The 19,746-nt window shown below is 71.8% G+C and carries 19 protein-coding genes; 8 read left to right on the top strand and 11 right to left on the bottom strand.

The window, feature by feature from the left end; all coding sequences use genetic code 11:
• Positions 1-13: 13 nt before the first annotated feature.
• Positions 14-892 carry a LysR family transcriptional regulator gene (locus tag DEJ01_RS01505; protein ID WP_181437720.1) on the top strand — a complete coding sequence of 293 codons (879 nt, stop codon included), beginning with the start codon at positions 14-16 and terminating at the stop codon, positions 890-892.
• A 133-nt stretch (positions 893-1,025) separates the two neighbouring features.
• Here DEJ01_RS01505 and DEJ01_RS01510 read toward each other — a convergent pair whose 3' ends face one another.
• The 6 genes from DEJ01_RS01510 to DEJ01_RS01535 form a co-directional block, all read right to left on the bottom strand.
• Positions 1,026-1,790: a hypothetical protein gene (locus tag DEJ01_RS01510; protein WP_146245113.1), complete on the bottom strand. Its 765-nt coding sequence runs from the start codon at positions 1,788-1,790 to the stop codon at positions 1,026-1,028.
• Entirely contained in the window at positions 1,780-2,319 is a 540-nt protein-coding gene (locus tag DEJ01_RS01515) for an RNA polymerase sigma factor (protein WP_017886488.1), read from the bottom strand. Before DEJ01_RS01515 ends, DEJ01_RS01510 begins: the two co-directional genes overlap by 11 nt.
• Before the next feature lie 135 nt (positions 2,320-2,454).
• On the bottom strand, positions 2,455-2,718 hold the full coding sequence (locus tag DEJ01_RS01520; RefSeq protein WP_071404886.1) for a hypothetical protein: 264 nt from the start codon (positions 2,716-2,718) through the stop codon (positions 2,455-2,457).
• Complete coding sequence (locus DEJ01_RS01525) at positions 2,715-3,374, bottom strand: DUF308 domain-containing protein (RefSeq protein WP_228513510.1); 660 nt, start codon at positions 3,372-3,374, stop codon at positions 2,715-2,717. The genes DEJ01_RS01520 and DEJ01_RS01525 overlap by 4 nt, the downstream gene beginning before the upstream one ends.
• A 142-nt stretch (positions 3,375-3,516) precedes the next feature.
• Entirely contained in the window at positions 3,517-5,532 is a 2,016-nt protein-coding gene (locus tag DEJ01_RS01530) for a DUF11 domain-containing protein (protein WP_111092023.1), read from the bottom strand.
• Between the two features lie 109 nt (positions 5,533-5,641).
• The gene (locus DEJ01_RS01535) at positions 5,642-7,288 is read right to left on the bottom strand and encodes a glycoside hydrolase family 13 protein (RefSeq protein WP_111092024.1); all 1,647 of its coding nucleotides are present in this window, start codon (positions 7,286-7,288) and stop codon (positions 5,642-5,644) included.
• A gap of 106 nt (positions 7,289-7,394) precedes the next feature.
• Here DEJ01_RS01535 and DEJ01_RS01540 point away from each other — a divergent pair, with 106 nt between their 5' ends.
• The 5 genes from DEJ01_RS01540 to DEJ01_RS01560 all read left to right on the top strand — a co-directional run bounded on the left by DEJ01_RS01540 (position 7,395) and on the right by DEJ01_RS01560 (position 11,266).
• Positions 7,395-7,961: an NADPH-dependent FMN reductase gene (locus DEJ01_RS01540; RefSeq protein WP_027464982.1), complete on the top strand. Its 567-nt coding sequence runs from the start codon at positions 7,395-7,397 to the stop codon at positions 7,959-7,961.
• Between the two features lie 138 nt (positions 7,962-8,099).
• On the top strand, positions 8,100-8,612 hold the full coding sequence (locus DEJ01_RS01545; protein WP_071404883.1) for a MarR family winged helix-turn-helix transcriptional regulator: 513 nt from the start codon (positions 8,100-8,102) through the stop codon (positions 8,610-8,612).
• Between the two features lie 113 nt (positions 8,613-8,725).
• Positions 8,726-9,232 carry a Dps family protein gene (locus DEJ01_RS01550; protein WP_071404882.1) on the top strand — a complete coding sequence of 169 codons (507 nt, stop codon included), beginning with the start codon at positions 8,726-8,728 and terminating at the stop codon, positions 9,230-9,232.
• An 8-nt stretch (positions 9,233-9,240) separates the two neighbouring features.
• Positions 9,241-10,041, top strand: coding sequence for an SDR family NAD(P)-dependent oxidoreductase (locus DEJ01_RS01555; protein WP_111046250.1), 801 nt, complete (start codon positions 9,241-9,243; stop codon positions 10,039-10,041).
• Between the two features lie 31 nt (positions 10,042-10,072).
• Positions 10,073-11,266: an NAD(P)/FAD-dependent oxidoreductase gene (locus DEJ01_RS01560; protein WP_111024713.1), complete on the top strand. Its 1,194-nt coding sequence runs from the start codon at positions 10,073-10,075 to the stop codon at positions 11,264-11,266.
• Positions 11,267-11,386: 120 nt separating this feature from the next.
• Here DEJ01_RS01560 and DEJ01_RS01565 read toward each other — a convergent pair whose 3' ends face one another.
• The 4 genes from DEJ01_RS01565 to DEJ01_RS01580 all read right to left on the bottom strand — a co-directional run bounded on the left by DEJ01_RS01565 (position 11,387) and on the right by DEJ01_RS01580 (position 15,610).
• Entirely contained in the window at positions 11,387-12,457 is a 1,071-nt protein-coding gene (locus DEJ01_RS01565) for an alpha/beta fold hydrolase (protein ID WP_111039756.1), read from the bottom strand.
• A gap of 70 nt (positions 12,458-12,527) precedes the next feature.
• A complete protein-coding gene (locus DEJ01_RS01570) occupies positions 12,528-13,403 on the bottom strand; it encodes an SMP-30/gluconolactonase/LRE family protein (RefSeq protein WP_111092025.1) in 876 nt (291 codons plus the stop codon).
• Positions 13,404-13,482: 79 nt separating this feature from the next.
• Entirely contained in the window at positions 13,483-14,316 is an 834-nt protein-coding gene (locus DEJ01_RS01575; protein ID WP_111039758.1) for a DUF1206 domain-containing protein, read from the bottom strand.
• A 127-nt stretch (positions 14,317-14,443) separates the two neighbouring features.
• On the bottom strand, positions 14,444-15,610 hold the full coding sequence (locus DEJ01_RS01580; protein ID WP_071404876.1) for an RtcB family protein: 1,167 nt from the start codon (positions 15,608-15,610) through the stop codon (positions 14,444-14,446).
• A gap of 503 nt (positions 15,611-16,113) precedes the next feature.
• Here DEJ01_RS01580 and DEJ01_RS01585 point away from each other — a divergent pair.
• Complete coding sequence (locus DEJ01_RS01585; RefSeq protein WP_111053926.1) at positions 16,114-17,934, top strand: glycoside hydrolase family 15 protein; 1,821 nt, start codon at positions 16,114-16,116, stop codon at positions 17,932-17,934.
• 46 nt (positions 17,935-17,980) lie between these two features.
• On the top strand, positions 17,981-18,583 hold the full coding sequence (locus tag DEJ01_RS01590) for a DUF1992 domain-containing protein (protein ID WP_110864991.1): 603 nt from the start codon (positions 17,981-17,983) through the stop codon (positions 18,581-18,583).
• Positions 18,584-18,993: 410 nt separating this feature from the next.
• Here DEJ01_RS01590 and DEJ01_RS01595 read toward each other — a convergent pair whose 3' ends face one another.
• Entirely contained in the window at positions 18,994-19,677 is a 684-nt protein-coding gene (locus DEJ01_RS01595) for a hypothetical protein (RefSeq protein WP_111092026.1), read from the bottom strand.
• Positions 19,678-19,746 lie beyond the last annotated feature (69 nt).

Consider the following 19,746-nt stretch of genomic DNA (forward strand, 5'->3'; position numbering starts at 1 on the left):
CGATACTCGGACGATGGAGACCCGACTGCTCGAACAGTTCGTCACCGTCGCCGCCGAGGGCAGCATCACCCGGGCGGCGGAACGGCTCTGGGCCGCGCAGTCCACGGTGTCCGCGGGCATCGCCTCGCTCGAGCGCAGCTTCGGGGTGCGGCTCTTCGACCGCACCGGACGACAGCTCGTGCTGACCCCCGCCGGCGAGGACCTGCTCCCCCACGCCCGCGCAGTGCTCGAGTCCCTCGACCGGATGCGCGACCTGGCCACCGCTGACGACGCCGACCTGCGGGGCCGGGTGCGGCTCGGCATCTTCACGAGCATGGACATCGTCGACCTGACGGGCGTGCTGCAGCGGTTCCGGCGGCAGCACCCGCTCGTCGCCGTGGAGCTGATGACCTCGCCGTCGGGGACGACCGGCCTCGTGCAGGACCTGGTCGCCGGGCGGCTCGACATCGCCTACACGGGCCTGCCCACCGTGCCCGCCGGCGTCGTCGTGGAGCCGTTGCGGGAGATGCCGTTCCGGGTGTTCACCGCGGCGGACCACCCGCTCGCCGGTCGGTCGTCGGTGTCGCTCGCCGAACTCGCCGATGAACCCTTCGTCGACACGGCGCACGGGTTCGGCAACCGGATCATCCTCGACGGGGCACTCGAGCGGCTCGGGATCCGTCGGCGCATCGTCGCGGAGATGAACGACATGCCCGCAGTGATCCGGTTCGCCTCCGCCGGGCTCGGCGTCGGGGTCGTGCCGGACTCGGGGGTGCGGTACGACGGGGCGGTGCTCGACCTGGAGGACGAGGTCGACCCGCTCCGCATCGGCCTGGCGGTCCGGACGTCCCCGGAGCCGAGCCGCGCGGTCCGGACGCTGGCGCGCGACATCGTGGCGGCGCGGGTGGGGTGACGCTGGGCGCGCTCGCTGTGCTTCGTGAGCAGGAATGGTCGCGCCACGGTGCGCGAGGCGACCGTTCCTGCTCACGATCTGGCCACCGACGGACTGGAGGCACGGGTCGGGTCCGCCACGTGCCTCCGGGCCGTCAGTCCCCCCAGATCTCCCCGACCACGGCGTCCAGCAGCCCGTTCGTCGGGAAGTTCGCCTGCCGGATCACGATGAAGGTGTCGTCGCGCAGGAAGAAGGTGGAGACCTGGTCCACCGGGGCAGCCTCGGCCGGGACGGACGACTGGCACACCCGCCCGCCGTCGCGGTCCTCGCACTCCAGCGGACTGGTGGCGAGCACGTCCGCGGCCCCGGGCCCGGCCGTCCCGACGGTCATGGTGAGCCCACTGACGTCGGCTCGGGGATCGGCCCACGTGCAGATGATCTTCGACTCGCCGTTCGCCCAGGTGACGTCCTCACCATCGCCGCCGGCCGTCCCGTCCTTCGCCTTCGAGATCTCGGTCAGCGGAGTCTCCCCGAAGAGCCGGGTGTAGTCCTCTGCCGGGACCATGTCGCGGCACGTCGCCGGGATCGTCGCCGCGGCGGCGGTCGGTGTCGACGTCGGGGTGGGCTTCGGGACCGGGGCACCCGTGATCGGGGCGGAGCTCGGCGTCGTGGAGGACGGCGCGGGCTCGGGCTGCTGGGTCTGGGTGGGAGCGGCGACCGGGTCGGCGTTCTGCTGCGACAGGGTCAGGGCGACCGCACCGGTCGCAGTGCCGACGGCGAGCAGCGCGACGACACCGATGACGATCCCGGACCGGCCCCGACGACGCTTCGGGAGCGGGGTGGCACGTTCGAGGACGTTCTGCTTCATCGAGACGAGCATGCGCTGCAGGTCGTCTCCCTGCGGAGGCTCAGTGTTCATCGTGCATCACCACCTTCTTGAGTCGTCGACGGTTGCGGGACACCCGCTGGGTGACCGCGCCGACCGTGAGGCCGAGGAGTTCGGCGGCCTCGGCGTACGAGTGCCCCTCGAGCAGGCAGAGCTCGCAGATGCGGCGGTCGAGGTCCGGGAGCGCGGCGATCTCGGCACGGACCCAGCGCAGGGTCTCGCGGGCCTCGTCGTGGTCGGCGGGCGAGGCGAGGTGCTCCGGGAGCTCGTCCGTGCGGCGCCGGGCCTGCTTGCGGCCGGTGTTGAAGGCGTGGTTGCGGCACACGACGAGCAGCCACGGCAGCACCGTGTCCGCCGGCAGCTCGAGGGTCGCGGCGCGCTGCCAGAGCGTCAGGAACGCGTCCTGCACGATCTCCTCGACGTCGGACCGGTCGTCGACGAGCGCCCACGCGTAGCGGGTGAGGGTGGCGGCGTACCGGTCGAACGCCCGGGCGAGCGCGCCGGTGTCCCCTTGTGCCATCGCACGGACGAGTCCTTCGTCCGTGTCGGTGCCGGTCGTCACGTCCACATCCCACCTCCTTCACTCAGAGGTGTCGGCAGGACCCGCGATCCTGACAGGACCGTGGCGGATTCGTGATCTCGGGCGTGTCCGCCCGGAGCCGTCAGCCGTCAGCTGTCAGCTGTCAGACGTCAGCCGTCAGTGGAAGTCGTCGCCGTCGCCCTCGCCCGGCGTCTTGTGCCCGCCGAGCATGTCGTTGTCGTCCTGCTCGCTCGACGAGGCGAGCTGCAGCATCGCGAGCACGACGACGACCACGATGAACGCGACGCCGAGGAAGATCACGGCCAGCTGCAGTTCCCGCGTCGAGAACAGCACGACGAGCCCGGTGAACACCGCGATGATCGCGGAGATCCCGAGGAGCTCGACCGGGCGCAGACGGTCACGACGGCTGGGGGTGGTCATGCGTGTGGTGCTCCGTCCGGGGCGACGGCCGGCGTGGCCGTGCCCCACTTGTGCGAGAGGCCGGCGATCACGTGGAAGACGGCCGTGATGGCGAGGTACGCGCCGAGCAGGCCGACGAGCACGATCGAGGCGTCGAGGGTGCCGGTGACCTGCTCCACGCCACCGAGCTGCTGGGAGTAGTCCGGCGGCGTGACGAGGAAGGCGACCGCGAGCAGCAGCGTGAGGCCGCCGATCGTGGTCCAGTCGCGAGCGAAGGGCGAGCGTCGCCGGGCACGGAGCCCCTGCGACAGCTCGAGGGCCCCGGTCAGCACCGCGAACGCGACGATGACCGTGATGAAGGCCGGCAGCCCGAACCCGTTGCACGCGAAGGCGGCGACGGCCGCGAGCAGGGTGATGACGGCCTGCAGCAGGGTCGTGCGACGCGAACGACCGTCGAGGGGCAGTCGGGAGATCCCGGCGAACAGGAGCACGAGGCCCTCGACCAGGGCGAAGCCGCCGAACAGCAGGAGACCGTAGCCCGCGGCGTGGTTGGTCGAGAAGGTGATCACCATCGCGACGACCGCTGCGGGGACCGCCCGGAGGATCGGGATCGGCCAGTACCGCGCGCGCTGGGTCGCGTCTTCCACGGTGGTGGCGTCGTCCACGGTGTCGGACACGAGACCTCTTTCGGGCATGCGGATCGTGGATCCGATCCTACCGCCGGTGGGGTGGACGCCCGACCGGAGCGGACTCGGCCCCTGTGGACGTCCACACCCGTGCGCCGGGACGACACCGCCGTCCGGTGCCGTCCCGGCGGTGTCAGGGCTGCTGCGGGTCGTCGGACGGCGCGTTCCGGCGAGCACGACGTCGGGCGAGCCACCAGCAAACGGACCCGGCGGCGGCGGCCAGGGCGGCGAGCGCCGCGGCGAGGCCGAGCCCTTCGGCGCCGGTGTAGGCGAGGGCTCCGACGGGGGCAGCCACCCGACGGTCGGCTGTGGGGTCACCGGCTCCGCCGTCGTCGTCGACACCGGCGCCGTCACCGTCGTCACCGCCGGAACCGTCACCGCCGGCGTCCCCGTCGTCCGGAGCCGGCCCGGTCGTCGGCACGGGACCGCTCGTCGGCACGGGGCTCGGCGCGGGCCCCTCGTCGTCCGGACCCACGACGATCGCGACGCCGGTGGACGGGTCGCCGCCGTCCGCGTCGGTCGGCGAGGCCGCCGTCGCCACGTTCACCACGTCGGAGCCGTCCCCCTGGTACGCGGGGTCGAGCTCGGCGCGGATGCGGAAGTCCAGGGTCTCACCCACCTCGAGCGACACGTCGGAGCTGCAGGTCACCCGCTGCCCCTCGGCCGTGCACCCGTCGTCGGAGCCCACGAACCGCATGGCCTGGGGCAGGTCGTCGACCGCCCCGACCTGCTGCGCCACGGACGGCCCCCGGTTCCGGGCCGTCACGAGGTACTCGACCTCGTCACCGGGCCGCACGGTCGACGGCGACACCGACTTGTCGGTCTCGACGTCGGCGGCGATCACCGGTGCCGTCACGGTGGTGGTCGCCCGCGAGGCGTTGTCGGCCTCGTTCGTGTCGGACAACGAGGTCGGCGGGGCGATGGTCGCAACGCTCTCCAGCGCTCCGGACCTGCCCTCGGCCACCCGGCCCTCGATCGTGACGACGGCCGAACCCCCTCGGGGCAACGACAGGTCGGTCGCGACGTCACCGGTGCCCGACCCGGTCGCGCAGGCGGAGCCGTCCGCGGCCGTGCAGGTCCAGGTGACGTCCTCGACGCCGTCGGGCACGTCGACCTGCAGCGGGCTCGGGTCGGCGGCGTTCGGGCCGGGGTTCCGCGCCGTCACGGTGTAGCGGAGCGGTTCGCCCGCCGTCGCGGTCGCGGGCAGGTCGTGCTCGACGGACAGGTCCGCCGGCTTCCAGACCCGGAGCGCGTCGACCTCGTGCTTGTCGACGTGGCTGCCGGTGGCCCCGGCGAACCCGAGGCGCAGCGTGCTCGGCAGCGAGGCCTGCCCGTCGCCGTGCAGCGGGACCGAGTCGAGCACGGTGCGCATGGTCGAGCCGACCTGCAGCCGGACGGAGACCGCGAGCCCGCCGTCGTCGTCGGGCAGCAGGGTGATCCGGACCGTCCGGGGCGTGGAACCGGCCGTCACGGTGCCACCAGGTGCCGCGGCACCGGCGACGTACCGGTAGCCCTCGGTCCCGTTGCCGGAGCCCCGGACCACCACGTGGTCGGGCTGCGCTCCGGGACCGGACCCGTTGATGCGTGACGAGAAGTTGCCGTAGTGGTCGATCGCGACGGCCGCGAAGCCCCCGGGGACGCCCGGCAGGTCACATTCGCGACCGCCGCCCTCGGTCGCTTCCTTCCGGCAGGCGTAGCCGAGCCCGGCGCCGAAGGACCCGACGCCCTGCGCGGAGGCCCCGTCGGCCAGGTACAGCAGCAGGCCGTCGGCGCCGGGGTCGTCCTTCTCGGTGTGCATCGCGTACGTGAACTCGATCTCGAGCCCGGTGTCCGACGGGAACGTGTCGTTCGTCGACCACGCCCCCGCCTGGTTCCGGATGTCGTCGGTGAGCCGCAGTCGGCCGCCGGACACCGCGGCGTCACCGTGCAGGGCACCGCCGGACGCACTGGAGAACTGGTTGACGTACGGGAAGTCGAGGGCGGCCGCACTCGACCCGGACGGCAGGACCGCAGGCGCCGCGAGCACGCCGATCGCGGTCAGGGTGGCGCACGCCGCGGCGAGACGGCGGACGACCCGCGAGCGGAACGACCGCCGGTCGAGGGAAGGCGCTGGGGCAGGAGCTGGAGCTGGAGCAGTGGGATCTGTCATGCCCCGATGCTCGCGACCGGGACGTCATCCCCGGACGGCGGGGAGACGATCTGTGGAACGCCCCCACGGGCCTCCCGGCTGTGGAGGAAGAACGACGCGAGCGGACCGCTCAGGCCAGCCACACCGTCGTCTCACCCGGCAGCAGCCCCGGTGCGACCCCGTCGAGCGGCCCGGACGCGACGACGACGGTCCCGGCCGGCAGGGGCACCGGCGCGGTGCCGAAGTTCGTGACCGACCGCCAGCCGTCGTGCCGCGCGAACGCCACGACCTCGGAGCCGGACTCCAGCCACGTCAGCGCCTCCCCCTGCTGCAGCCGACGCCGGGCGGCCAGCGCCCGGCGGTACAGCGACAGGGTCGACTCGGGATCGCCGTCCTCGGCCTCGACCGAGGACTCTCCGAAGTCCTGCGGCTGCGGCAGGTGCGGTGCGACGTCCCCGAAGCCGAACGACGGCCCGGAGCGCGTCCACGGGATCGGCACCCGACAGCCGTCCCGGCCCTTCACGGTGTGCCCGGTGCGGAGCCACTTCGGGTCCTGCAGCAGGTCGCGCGGGATCGCGGCGGCCTCGTGCAACCCGAGCTCCTCGCCCTGGTAGACGTACGACGACCCGGGCAGCGCCAGCATCAGCATCGTCGCCGCTCGGGCCCGACGGAGCCCCCGTGCACGGTCGAGCTCCGGCGTCGTGCCGTCCGTCATGAGCCAGGCGTCGGTGTCGGTGCCGTCCGGCAGGCCGTAGCGGGTGGGGTGCCGCACGACGTCGTGGTTCGAGAGCACCCAGGTGCTCGAGGCACCGGACTGCTCCGATGCGGCCAGGTTCCGCTCGATGATCCGACGGAACGCATCGGGCTCGAACGGGGCCTCGAGCAGGTCGAAGTTGAAGGCCTGCCCGAGCTCCGTCGGCCGGGCGTACAGGACACGGCGGGGTGCCGGGGCCCATGCCTCGGCGACCGCGGCACGGGGCGGGTCGTACTCGTCGAGCACCCGGCGCCAGGTGGCGAAGATCTCGTGCACCTCGTCGCGGTCGTACAGCGGGTCGGAGCCGTCGAGCGGCAGGTCCTGCTCGTTCGACGGCCGGTACGGGGTCGACAGGTCCTTCGCCAGCCCGTGCGCGACGTCCACGCGGAACCCGTCGACACCGCGGTCCGACCAGAAGCGGAGCGTGTCCTCGAAGTCGGCGCGGACCTCGGGGTTCGACCAGTCCAGGTCGGGCTGCTCGGGGGCGAACAGGTGCAGGTACCACTGCCCGTCGGGCACTCGGGTCCACGCGCTGCCGCCGAAGTTCGACACCCAGTCGCTCGGCGGCAGTTCCCCGGAGGCGCCGGAGCCCTCACGGAACACGTACCGCGCACGCTCGGCCGACCCCGGCGCGGACGCCAGCGCAGCCCGGAACCACTCGTGCTGGTCCGAGGTGTGATTCGGCACGATGTCGACGATGACCTTGAGGTCGTGCTCGTGGGCGGCCCGGACCAGGGCGTCCAGGTCGTCGAGGGACCCGAGCTTCGGGTCGACGGCGCGGTAGTCGGCGACGTCGTAACCACCGTCGGCGAGCGGCGACGGGAAGAACGGGGAGAGCCACAGGGCATCGACGCCCAGCGATGCCAGGTACGGCACCCGGCTCGTGATGCCCGCGACGTCACCGAGCCCGTCGCCGTCCGTGTCGGCGAAGCTGCGCGGGTAGACCTGGTAGACGACGGCATCGCGCCACCAGGTCGGGTCGGTGGTTCGTGGCGTGCTGGCCGGGGTCCGAAGCGTGGTCACGTCGCCACCGTACCCAGGGTGCTGGGAATAGCGCCCCCTACGATCGCATTGGTTGTCGCTGACACCTTTCCGTCCAGCAACAGCATCCCGCAACAGAAGGAGCTCCATGACGAACGTCCTCGTCCTCGTCGGCAGCCTGCGCGCCGACTCCATCAACCGCAAGCTCGCCGAGGCCGCCGCGCACCACGCGCCGGAGGGCATCGAGCTGCACACCTTCGACGGCATCGTCGACCTGCCGTTCTACAACGAGGACATCGACGGCGACACCCCGCCCGCCGCTGCCGTCGCCTTCCGCGACGCCGTCGCCACCGCGGACGCCGTCCTGCTGATCACCCCCGAGTACAACGGCACCATCCCCGCCGTCCTGAAGAACGCGCTCGACTGGGGTTCGCGTCCGTTCGGTGCCTCGCCGCTGTCCGGCAAGCCCCTCGCCGTGATCGGCTCGGCGTTCGGCCAGTACGGCGGCGTCTGGGCCCACGACGACGCCCGCAAGGCCGCCGGCATCGCCGGCGCGAAGGTCCTGGAGGACGTCAAGGTCGCCATTCCGCAGTCGGTCGTCCGCTTCGCGGAGACCCACCCGCGTGAGGACGCCGAGGTCACGACGCTCGTGCAGGGCGCGCTCACCGCGCTCGCCGAGGCCGCAGCCGGCACGGACGAGCAGGCAGCCGCGTAACGCGACGAACCACCGGACAGGAGGCCCGTGGCGACCCCGCCACGGGCCTCCTGTCCGTCCGGTGCGGACGCACCGGTCGTGGCGGAACCCGGGAGTCCGCTAGACGACCGAGATACGAGACGGGTTACCCTGAACGCCATGTCGACGCAGGAGATCACCGAGGCGTCCGGGTACTGGTTCCCGGACGACGACGCGACCCAACGCGGGGTCGCGGTGCTGAACGCCCTGCGCCGGTATCGATCCGCCGAGACGGCCATGCGCCGCCGGACCCGTGACTCGATGGGCATGGGCGAGACCGACCTGCTCGCCGTGCGCTTCCTGCTGCAGGCGCAGCGCTCCGGCACCACCGTGAGCCCGAAGGACCTCGCCGCGTACCTCAAGATCTCGTCGGCCTCGACGACGATCCTCATCGACCGCCTGGTCAAGTCGAACCACGTCCGCCGCGATCCGCACCCCACCGACCGCCGGGCCCTCGTCATCACGCCGACGACCGAGACCGACGACGAGGTCCGCGCCACGCTCGGCGTGATGCACCGCCGGATGATGTCGATCGCCGAGGGGCTCCCCGCGTCCGAGGCGCGGATCGTCGCCGGGTTCCTGGAGCAGATGCGCGACGCCGTCGACCAGGTCGACCCCGCGCCGTCGCACTGAGCGACACTGCACCGAACGACCTCGGGGGACGCTGCCTCCGAGCGCACTGAGAGCGCGCACTGCGGCACCGCGTAGACCGGAACGGTCACACCGACGCGAAAGGAGCCACAACCATGCACGCTTCGGACAAGATGGCCAAGAACCTCCAGGCGGTCCTCGTGGACCTCATCGACCTGCACCTGCAGGGCAAGCAGGCCCACTGGAACATCCTGGGCACCAACTTCCGCGACCTCCACCTGCAGCTCGACGAGATCGTCGACGCAGCTCGTGAGTTCGCCGACGACACCGCCGAGCGCATGCGTGCGCTGTACCTCGTGCCGGACGGCCGCTCGGCGACCGTCTCCGCGGGCAGCCACCTCGACGCGTTCCCCTCGGGCGAGATCACCACGCACGACGCCATCGACCAGGTCACGCTCCGGCTGTACCAGGCGACCGGCACCATGCGCGATGTCCACGACGAGGTCGACGACGAGGACCCGACGACCGCGGACCTGCTCCACGGCTTCATCGAGCGCCTCGAGCAGCTCGCGTGGATGGTCTCCGCCGAGAACCGCGCGCCCAGCACCCCGCTGGCCTCCGCGACCACGCCTGCCGTCGCCGACGCGTCGGCACACGCGTAGGGGCCCGGGTGGACCTCGGTATCCAGGGCAAGACCGCACTCGTCTTCGGCGGCGACTCCGGCATCGGCTGGAACACGGCGCGCATCCTCCTGGCAGAGGGTGCGACCGTGGTCGTCACCGACATCGACCAGAGCCGTCTGGACACCAGTGCGGACCAGCTCGAGGCGCCGCTCGGCAAGCTGCACGCCTTCGCCGCCGACGTCCGGAGCGCCGAGAGCCTCGCCTCCCTGCACGACAAGGTGCGTGAAGCGGTCGGCGAGATCGACATCCTGGTGCAGTCCTCGGGCGTCACCGGCGCCCAGGGCATGTTCCACGAGATCGACGAGGCCGGCTGGGTGGAGACGATCGACATCGACCTGATGGGGCCGGTGCGGATCACCCGCGAGTTCATCGGCGACCTGCGCCAGGGCGGCTGGGGACGCATCGTCTACCTGGTGTCCGAGGACGCCTCGCAGCCGTACGACGACGAGCTGCCCTACTGCGCCGCCAAGGCCGGGGTGCTCTCGTTCGCCAAGGGCCTGTCGCGCTCCTACGCCTCCGAGGGGCTGCTGGTGAACACGGTCTCCCCCGCGTTCATCCACACGCCGATGACGGACGCGATGATGGACAAGCGGGCCAAGCAGCGCGGGACCTCGTTCGACGAGGCCATCGGCAGCTTCCTCGAAGAGGAGCGGCCGTACATGGAGCTCAAGCGCCGCGGCGAGCCGGAAGAGGTCGCGAACGTGGTGGCCTTCCTGTGCTCGGACCTGGCCAGCTTCGTGAACGGCGCCAACTACCGGGTCGACTCCGGCTCGGTCGCCACGATCTGATCGTGGCACCACAGCACCGCCAGGAGGCGTCATGACCGACTTCCGCTACCTCATCGTCGGCGGCGGGATGGTCGCCGACGCTGCTGCCCGTGGCATCCGCGAGCTCGACACCGACGGGTCGATCGGCATCCTCAGCGAGGACGTCGACCGGCCCTACGCCCGGCCCGCGCTCTCGAAGAAGCTCTGGACCGACCCGGACTTCAGCTGGGACGACAAGGTCGACCTGCACACCGAGGAGACCGGGGCGCAGTTCGTCCTGGGCACCGCGGTCACCGCGATCGACCGTGCCGCGAAGACCGTCACGACGGCCGACGGCGCGACGCACGGCTACGAGCGGCTCCTGCTCGCGACCGGCGGGAAGCCCCGGGGGCTGCCGGGGCTGTCCCCGTCGGCACGCGTGCTCGACTACCGCAGCGCGTCGGACTACCGCCGGCTGCGCGAACTCGCGGACGCCGGAGCGCACGTCGCCGTCGTGGGCGGCGGGTACATCGGCCAGGAGATCACGGCGGGGATCGTGCAGAACGGTGCACGCGTCACGCTGGTCGACCCGGACGAGGTCGTCGGCGGACGGATGTTCCCGGACGACCTGGCTCGGGCGTTCCAGCAGCGCTTCGTCGACCACGGCGTCGAGCTCCGCACCGGTCGTCGGGTGTCCGAGGGCACCGAGACGGCCGACGGCGTGCGACTGACGCTCGACGACGGGTCCGTGGTCGAGGCCGACGCGGTCGTCGCCGGACTCGGCATCGAACCCGCCACGCAGCTCGCCGCCGACGCCGGACTCACCGTCCGCGACGGCATCGTGGTGACCTCGACGCTGCTCACCGACGACGACTCGGTGTTCGCCGCCGGTGACGTCGCCGAGTACCCGGACCGGATCCTCGGCACCCGCCGGGTGGAGCACGTCGACAACGCCCAGCAGCAGGGTCGTCAGGCAGGCCGCAACCTCGCGGACGCCGACGAGACCTACGACCACACGCCGATGTTCTACTCCGACGTCTTCGACATGGGGTACGAGGCCGTCGGACAGGTCAGCTCGAAGCTCCGCACGGTCGAGGACTGGCAGGACCCCACCGTCACCGGCGTCGTCTACTACCTGGACGACGACGACACGGTCCGGGGCGTGCTGCTCTGGAACGTGTGGGACAAGACCGACGAGGCCCGCAAGGTCCTCGCCGAGGCGAACGCGCTGACGCCCGACATGCTGCCGGGCCGCATCACGCCCTGACCGCTCGCCCGTCGCGGTGGTCGCGACTGCCTGGAGGCCCGGTGCCCGTCCGTCGTACCGGCACCGGGCCTCCAGGCGGTCGCCCGCAGATCGCGACGCCCGCTGCTTCGACGGTGCTGGCTACTTCGACTCCGGCGCGACCTCGTCGACGACCGCCCGGCGATCCGCCGGGTCGACCGGCAGGTCGTCGCCGTCCGCCATCGCGACGGCGTGTGCGGACTTGGCCGCCTCGAGCGTCTCGTCGTCGTTCCGGGCCATCCCGAACAGCTCGATGAACCGCGACTTGACCAGCAACCAGGCGTCCCCCGGGCTGAGCCGCGCCAGGTCCGACGACGTCGAGTCGTCGCGCACCCGCTGCAGCGACGACACGCCCCGGTCGGGGATCCGGTGGTCGACGTGCGCCACCGCGAGCCGTGCGACCGCGTCGGCCTGTGCGTGCATGACCGAGTGTGCGCCGTCGACGACCTCGCGGAGGACCGCGTACGGGAACACCCGCGCCAGCCGACGGACCCAGTCCCGCGGCACCATCGCGTCGTGTTCACCGCGGACGATCAGGGTGCGGGCCTGCACGTGGGCGGCGCGCTCCTCGATCGGGAACGCGATCATCCGCGGCAGGACCTTCCGGAACCAGTGCCAGCCGCACAGTGCGTACGCCGTGATGCCGTGCCAGCGGACCGCGGCGGGCTCGTGCAGCGTCGACCGCAGGAACCGGAACGCCGACTGCCGCACCGTCCGTGCCGACGAGTCGACCACCGGGCTGATGAGCACGAGGTCGGAGATCCCCGGACGGCGGGCGGCGACCTCGGTGACGACCTGGGTGCCCATCGAGTGCCCGACCAGGACCGGGTCCTGGAGCCCGAGGTCGTCGATGACCCGCTCGACCGCGTCGGCGTAGCGCTCGATCGAGACCTTGCCGCGGAACCGCGGGACTCCGGCGAAGCCCGGCAGGTCGAGCGCGTGCACCGGCCCGTTCTCGTTGAGGTGCGGGGCGAGCCGCTCGTAGTAGGTCGAGGCGATGCCGAGCCCCGCGACGAGCAGGAAGGCCCGCTCGCCCGGCTCACCGATCGAGCTCACCCGGACGTAGGTGCCGTCGACCGCGACCCGGTCCACCTGCACCGTGACGTCAGCGTCCTCGGCCTGGGCGAGCTCGCCGGCCGGGTCCGGCCGCGGTGCCTGGCGTTCGTCGTCCACGTGGGTCTCCTCCGGTCGGGCGGTCGCCCAGGATACCCGGCCGCCGTCCGCGCGGGCGGCGACGACGTGCTCAGCCGCTGAAGGTGTTCGCGGGGAACCCGTGGACCGTCGTCCGCACCGCGAAGACCGCGCCGGACCGGGGCGCCTGCTCCAGGTCCTGCTCGGTGAGGTTCTCGCGGGCCGTCCCGACGAAGAGCGTCGACATGTCCGGGCCGCCGAACGCCACCGACGTCGGGTTGGCGACGGGGAGCTCCACCGTCTCCAGGTGCGAGCCGTCCGGCCCGTAGCGCTCGACGCGGGACCCGCCGTAGATCGCGCTCCAGAAGCAGCCCTCGTCGTCGCGGACCAGGCCGTCGTGCGCCTGACCGACGATGAACGGCTCGAGTTCGCCGAGCTCGCCGTCCGGGCCGTACGACCCCCGGAAGACGGTCGAGGCGCTGGTGTCGGTGACGTACATCGTGCTGCCGTCCTCCGACCACTCCATGCCGTTCGTCACGCCGAAGCCGCCGCGGAGCACCCGGGTCGTGCCGTCGGCCTCGATCGAGTAGAGCGCTGCGTCGGGCTCGCCGGTCGTCACGTTCATGCTGCCGACCAGGAACCGGCCGAACGGGTCGCACTTGCCCTCGTTGAACCGGTTGCCCGAGGTGCTGTGGGTGACGCGGGCGATCTCGCGCTCCACGGCGCCCTGCTCGTCCATCACCACGACGGTGTCGCCAAGGGCCGCGACGAACCCGCCGGCGGCCCGGGGCTGGAAGCTCGCCAACGGGGGCGGCAGCGGCACGATCGAGCCCACGGTGCCGTCGGCCTCGGCGGTGTTGAGGGTGCCGAGGGTGATGTCGGCCCACCGGAGCAGCTGTGCGGACGGGTCCCACACGATGCTCTCGGCGAGGACCGCTCGGGCGTCGGCGAAGACGGTCGCGGGGCCGGTCGTGACGTTGGTGCTCATCGACCCCGTCTACCGCGGGGGTGGTCCGTGCCCGTTCAGGCGTGCGCGCGTCGGTGGGTAGCGCGGCGGCGCCGGCGGGTCAGAGGCGGGCGAACCGCGCGCGGAAGAAGCTGTAGACGCCGAAGGCCAGGAACCCGATGCCGATCGCGACGAGGACGAACACCCCACCGGGCATGCTCCGCACCGCGTCGAACGCGGCGTCGAGGCCGGTGGCCTGGTCGGGGTCGCTCTGCAGCCCCGCGACGGCGATGAGCACGCCCACGATGACCACGGCGACGCCCTTGCCGACGTACCCGACGACGCCGAGCACGGTGACCACGCGGTCGAGCTGACCCGACGGTCGCGTGATCTGCTTCCGGAACGACCGGCGGCAGCCGATCACCACGAGCCCGATGCCGACCGCGACCGCGATCGCCCCGGCCAGGACCAGCACGAACACCCCGCCCGGTGTCGCCAGGGTCTTCGCCGCGGCACTCTGCGACGAACTGCTCGAGCTCGAGCCGGCGCCGAGCGCGTACGAGGCCGCCGAGTACGCGATCACGCCGTAGACCACGGCCTTCGCGACGTCCTTCAGCCGGGCGAGCCAGCCCCGGGTGGTGTCGGAACGGCCGCCGACGATCGCCTCGACGACCAGGCGCACGGTGAGTGCGGCCGTGCCGACGGCGATCAGCCAGAGCAGGAACACCCCGCCGGGGACCGCGGCGATCTGCTGCAGCGCACCGGACTGGTCCGTCTCGCCGCCCGAGGACGCGTTGCCGATCCCGAGCAGGATCGCCAGGTACCCGATCAGCAGGTGGACGATGCCGCTGCCGACGAACCCGGCGCGTGCCGTGACCTCGAACCAGCGGCTGTCGGCCGCCCGCCGGACCTGTCGTCCGGTTTCCTTCGCTGCGTGTTCCGCCGTGTCGCTCATCACGGCCCAGCGTGCCCGACGCGTGCCGTCCTGTCCGGGGCGCGCCGGGCCGTGCGGTCCGCCACGTGGCGGACGGGAGGCCCGTGGCGGTGCCGCCACGGGCCTCCCGTCCGTCGGTGGGCGCGTCTCAGTCGCCCTTCACGTTGACGACCTGCCGCAGGGTGTGCCGGATCGACACGAGGTCCTCGGCGTCCGCCATGACCTGGTCGATCGGCTTGTAGGCGGCCGGGATCTCGTCGAGGAACGCGTCGGTGTCGCGGTACTCGATGCCGGCCATCGCCTCGCGCAGCTGCTCGTGGGTGAAGGTCCGCCGGGCAGCGCTCCGCGAGAACAGCCGGCCGGCACCGTGCGGGGACGACTCGAGCGAGGGCTTGTTGCCGAGTCCCTCGACCACGTACGACGCGGTGCCCATCGACCCGGGGATCAGGCCGGGCTGACCGGCCTTCGCCTGGATCGCACCCTTGCGTGAGACCCACACGGACTTGCCCCAGTGCGTCTCACGCTGCGTGAAGTTGTGGTGGCAGTTGATCCGCTCGCGCTCGTCGACGGGCGTGCCGACGGCCTCGGACAGCTGCCGCACGACGCGGTCCATCATCTCCTCGCGGTTGAGCAGCGCGAAGTGCTGGGCCCACCGGAGCTCGGCGATGTACCGGTCGAACTCCGGCGTGCCCTCGACCAGGTAGGCCAGGTCGGGGTCCGCCAGCTGGATCCACCAGCGCTCCATGGCCTTCTTGGCGACCTTGATGTGCCGCTGCGCGATCTTGTTGCCGACGCCCCGCGACCCGGAGTGCAGGAAGAGCCAGACCCGGTCCTGCTCGTCGAGGGAGACCTCGATGAAGTGGTTGCCGGACCCGAGCGTGCCGAGCTGGTTCCGCCACCCGCCGTGCACGCCGTCGGGGTCGAACCCGGCGGTCTCGGCCATCGCCTCGAGCTCGGCGATCCGGGGAGCGGCGGTCGCCACGATCTTCCGGTTCGACGCACCGGCCGACAGCGGGATCGCGCGCTCGATCTGCTCGCGCAGCCCCTGCAGGTCGGCGGGCAGGTCGGTGGCGGTGAACTGCGTGCGGACCGCGATCATGCCGCAGCCGATGTCGACGCCGACGGCCGCCGGCATGATCGCGCCGAGGGTCGGGATGACGGACCCGACGGTGGCCCCGAGGCCGAGGTGTGCGTCGGGCATGAGGGCCAGGTGCGGGAACACGAACGGCATGCGCGCGGTCGTGCGGGCCTGCTGCTCGGTGTTGTCCTCGAGCATCGAGGCCCAGCTGAGCAATCGGTCGTTGATCTTCTTCATGGAGTCGTCTCGCTTTCGTGACGGTCGAGGTGACGGTCCGAGACGGTCGTACGCCGGGCCTCCTGGTCGTCGCCGGACGTGGCGGACGGAAGGAAGCGGTGCTGACGAACGCCCCGGGCCGGGTGGGCACGGGGCGTCGTTGGACGTCGCGTGCCTACGCGGGATAGCGGAGGGACCACTGCTGCTCGGGCAGCACGGCGGCCGCGGCGAGCTGGAGCTCGACGCGTTCCTCGTTGTGCTGCACGGCGCGCATGCGCGGTCCTTCCGGTGTGCCCGGGGCGGGCGGTCTGCCGATCGGCAGGAGGACGACGCTAGTGCGACACGCCCGGGATGCGCAAGTCACGTGGGCGTGTCGGCTGGGCGCCGGGGGTTGGCCGGCGGCTGTCCTGGGGTGCTCCGGCGGTTCGCCGGTGGTTCTCTACAGGCGGGAGGCCCGGCGTGCGTTCTCCACGAGGGGTACGTCCGCCTGATGGTCGCCACCGGGGCCGGGGCAGGCTGGACGCATGACCGAGCGCACGCGAGACACCCCCGACGCGACCGAGAACGAGGAACGGACGAACGGGTACGTCCCGCTCCGTTCGTACGGCGCGATCGGCGACGGGCGGACGGTCGCCCTCATCGCGCTCGACGGTCGGATCGACTGGCTGCCGATCCCGTCGATGGACTCGCCGCCGGTGTTCGCGAGCATCGTCGACGCCGAGCACGGCGGACACGTCGCCCTGCGGCCCGTGGACGACCGGGCGCAGGTGTCCCGCGCCTACCTGCCGGGGACGAACGTGCTCGTGACGACGTGGACGACCCCGTCCGGCACCGCCACCGTGACCGACGCCATGGTCACCGGTGTGGCCGGACGCCTGCCGTGGGCCGAGATCGGCCGCTGCGTGCAGGGGGTCGAAGGGTCGGTCGAGATGGAGTGGGCGGTCGTGCCCGGCACGATCCTGAACACGGCGGAACCGCGCCGACTCGACACCGCGAACGGCACGGTGATCGGCATCGACGGCGTGACCATCGCGATCGTCGAGCAGGGCTTCGAACCGGTGCACGACGACGGCCCCCGGTTCTCCGGGCGGTTCTCGACCACCGAGGGGTCGAAGTCGATCCTGACCATCGTCGGCACGTACGACGAGCCGATCTTCCTGCCCGAGCCGGAGCGCACGCTCGAGGGGGTCGACCGCACGATCGAGAACTGGTCGACCTGGTCGAAGGAGTTCAGCTACGACGGCCCCTGGTCGGACGCCGTCCAGCGCAGCGCCCTCGCCCTGAAGCTCCTGATCTTCGCCCCCACCGGCGCCATCGCCGCTGCCCCGACGACGAGCCTGCCCGAGGACCGCACCGGCGGGAAGAACTGGGACTACCGGTTCGCCTGGGTGCGCGACCTGGCGTACACGGTGCACGCGCTCACCCGCTTCGGTCTGCGCGAGGAGACGCACGCCGCCGTGTCGTGGGTGATGCGCACGATCGCCGAGCACGACGAGACGATGCCGATCTTCTACGGACTCGACGGGTCGAAGAGCGACACCGTCGAGGAGCGCGACGTCCCGGGCTGGAACGGCATCGGGCCGGTCACGATCGGCAACCGCGCGGGTGACCAGCTGCAGCTCGGGGTCTGGGGCGACGTGTTCGAGATCATGCGCCAGTACGTCCGGGCCGGCAACGTGCTCGACCGCAAGACGGCCTCGGTGCTGCAGGACCTGGCCGACGACGCGTGCCACCGTTGGCCGGAAGCCGACTCGGGCATGTGGGAGCTGCAGGAGGCGCAGCACTACACGACGAGCAAGATCGGCTGCTGGCAGGCGCTCGACGCCGCAGTCGAGCTGCACGACGCGGGGATGATCGACGGCCCGCGCGAGAAGTGGATCGAGAACCGCGAGCTCATCGAGGACTGGGTCGCCGAGAACGGGTGGAACGAGGAACTCGGCCACTACGTCATGTACCCGGGCACCGACGCGCTCGACTGCTCGATCCTGCTGCACGCGATGTCGGCGTTCGACCGCGGACCGCGCATGGAGTCCACGATCCGGGCGATCGAGGAGCAGCTGCAGCACGGCCCGCTCGTGTACCGGTACTCCGGCATCCAGGACGAGGAATCGCCGTTCGTGGCGTGCTCGTTCTGGCTCGCTGCGGCCCTGGCCTGCGTCGGACGGGTCGACGACGCGAAGCAGCTGATGGACGACATGGTCGCGCAGGCGAACGACGTCGGCCTGTTCAGCGAGATGCTCAGTGCCGTCGACGGGGACTTCATGGGCAACATCCCCCAGGGTCTGTCGCACCTGGCCCTCATCCAGGCCGCGCTGACCATCGAAGAAGTCTCAGAGAAGTCCTGACCGGGCTGGACGAACCGTCGGGGGCGCGGGGCATCATGGTCTGACGATGAACGACGTCGATGCACGGATGGACCGGCTCCGCAGAGCCGCGCGCTACCGCTACCAGCAGCTCGTCGACCAGGAGATCGAGCGGGGGTCGCTCGACCCCGACGAGGTGCGATCGGAACGTGAGGAACGTCGGCTGCTCAAGGCCGCCGACGTCGCCGCGCACGCCCGGGCCCAGATCGCGGAGGCCGAGCGCCGCGGGGTCTTCGAGGGCAACCCGTACCACGGGAAGCCACTGCCGGGACTCGACGGGCAGCACGACCCGGACTGGTGGATCAAGTCGAAGATCGAGCGTGAGGACATCCGGGGCATCGCTCCGCCGGCCCTGGCGCTGCGGACCGAGGACGCCGAACTCGACGACGCACTCGACGCGCTGTCGCTGGAGTCCGACGTGCGGGACGTCCTGGTGGACTTCAACGCGCGGGTGAAAGAGGCACGGCGGCAGCTGCTCGGCGGGCCGCCGGTGGTGACGCCGATGCGCGACGTCGAGGCCGAGGTGCTCGCCTGGCGGGAGCGCCGCGAGGTGCGCATGGCTTCGGCCGCGCGGGCTGCGGAGCAGGCACGGCTCGAGGCGAAGCCGCGGCGGTGGTGGCGGCGCCGCTGAGCGGTGGCGCGGTGCGGCGCGGGGGCGGGCGGTCCGGTCCGGGCGCGATTTCGCGCTGAGCGACAGACCACGCGGACGTGAGCACGTGAGGTGTCGCCCAGCCCGTGACGACGGAGGCCGCCGGCCCGGCGTACCCACATGACGGACGGGAGGCCCGTGCCAGCTGGCACTGGGCCTCCCGTCCGTCGTGTGCGCCCGTTCTTTCCCATCGCGCGCGCGTTGGTTCGCAAGAACGGGCGTACCTGGTCGAAAGAACCGACCAGGTACGCCCGATTCCACCAGGTACGCCCGGTACCGCCAGGTACGCCCGTTTCCGCCTGGTACACCCGGTTCTGCTCGGCGACGCGCAACGCACGTCGGCCCGGACCGCGCTGCTGCGTGGTCCGGGCCGGCTGTGGTGGTGCGGGGTGTTACTTGATCTGTGCGGTGATGGTGGCGGTGCCGACGAGGAGGCCGCGCTTGACGGCGTCGGTGCCGAAGGTCTTGTTCAGCAGGCCAGCGGCGTCTTCGGAGATGTGGACGGTGGTGCCGGTGAGGATGGCGTTGTCGCCCTCGAGCTGGAGGGGCTTGAGGGAGCCGCCGTGCAGCTCGAACAGGAACGCGTTGGCCGCAGCGACCTTGCCGTTGACGAGGACATCGCCGTAGAGCTTGGACGAGCCCGGGTTCACGACGAAGTTCTCCAGCGTGACGGTGGTGTCGCCGGCCTTCAGGGTCAGCCCCGAGTCGTCGTGGTTCAGCAGGCCCTGCACGTACGGGCGGTAGTTGCCATCCGGCGACCAGTAGGTGACCGACCCGGCGGTGATCGGGAACGACACCGACCCGTCAGCCAGGGTCGCGTCACCGGAGACGCCGGGGGTGAGCTTCAGGGCGGTGAGGGCGTCGGTGAAGCCGGAGTCGAGCTTCACGGCGGTGGAACCACCGAGGACCTCGGGGACCGAGGCGACGGGTGCGGGGATCTTCGACGACGACGACGACGACACCGTGTGCACGTTCGGGGTCGCGGCCTGGGCGGAGGAGATCCCGAACGCGGCACCGCCGAGGACGAGGGCGCCGGTCGTGGCGAGGGTGATGGAGGTCTTGAGGCTCTTACGCATCGTGATCAGTCCTTTGCTCTGGAGGCGCTCCGGCCGGTGGCCGAATGTGCACTGTGCACACACTGAGTA

The sequence above is a fragment of the Curtobacterium sp. MCLR17_040 genome (genome assembly GCF_003234735.1).
Taxonomy (GTDB): domain Bacteria; phylum Actinomycetota; class Actinomycetes; order Actinomycetales; family Microbacteriaceae; genus Curtobacterium; species Curtobacterium flaccumfaciens.

What these genes read in the sequence shown, in the direction of transcription:
- DEJ01_RS01540 (WP_027464982.1), top strand. Translation starts at nt 7,395, where the DNA reads ATGACGAACGTCCTCGTCCTCGTCGGCAGCCTGCGCGCCGACTCCATC.
- DEJ01_RS01520 (WP_071404886.1), bottom strand. Translation starts at nt 2,718, where the DNA reads ATGACCACCCCCAGCCGTCGTGACCGTCTGCGCCCGGTCGAGCTCCTC.
- DEJ01_RS01575 (WP_111039758.1), bottom strand. Translation starts at nt 14,316, where the DNA reads ATGAGCGACACGGCGGAACACGCAGCGAAGGAAACCGGACGACAGGTC.
- DEJ01_RS01550 (WP_071404882.1), top strand. Translation starts at nt 8,726, where the DNA reads ATGCACGCTTCGGACAAGATGGCCAAGAACCTCCAGGCGGTCCTCGTG.
- DEJ01_RS01510 (WP_146245113.1), bottom strand. Translation starts at nt 1,790, where the DNA reads ATGAACACTGAGCCTCCGCAGGGAGACGACCTGCAGCGCATGCTCGTC.
- DEJ01_RS01560 (WP_111024713.1), top strand. Translation starts at nt 10,073, where the DNA reads ATGACCGACTTCCGCTACCTCATCGTCGGCGGCGGGATGGTCGCCGAC.
- DEJ01_RS01585 (WP_111053926.1), top strand. Translation starts at nt 16,114, where the DNA reads ATGACCGAGCGCACGCGAGACACCCCCGACGCGACCGAGAACGAGGAA.
- DEJ01_RS01580 (WP_071404876.1), bottom strand. Translation starts at nt 15,610, where the DNA reads ATGAAGAAGATCAACGACCGATTGCTCAGCTGGGCCTCGATGCTCGAG.
- DEJ01_RS01595 (WP_111092026.1), bottom strand. Translation starts at nt 19,677, where the DNA reads ATGCGTAAGAGCCTCAAGACCTCCATCACCCTCGCCACGACCGGCGCC.
- DEJ01_RS01505 (WP_181437720.1), top strand. Translation starts at nt 14, where the DNA reads ATGGAGACCCGACTGCTCGAACAGTTCGTCACCGTCGCCGCCGAGGGC.
- DEJ01_RS01530 (WP_111092023.1), bottom strand. Translation starts at nt 5,532, where the DNA reads ATGACAGATCCCACTGCTCCAGCTCCAGCTCCTGCCCCAGCGCCTTCC.
- DEJ01_RS01570 (WP_111092025.1), bottom strand. Translation starts at nt 13,403, where the DNA reads ATGAGCACCAACGTCACGACCGGCCCCGCGACCGTCTTCGCCGACGCC.
- DEJ01_RS01545 (WP_071404883.1), top strand. Translation starts at nt 8,100, where the DNA reads ATGTCGACGCAGGAGATCACCGAGGCGTCCGGGTACTGGTTCCCGGAC.
- DEJ01_RS01590 (WP_110864991.1), top strand. Translation starts at nt 17,981, where the DNA reads ATGAACGACGTCGATGCACGGATGGACCGGCTCCGCAGAGCCGCGCGC.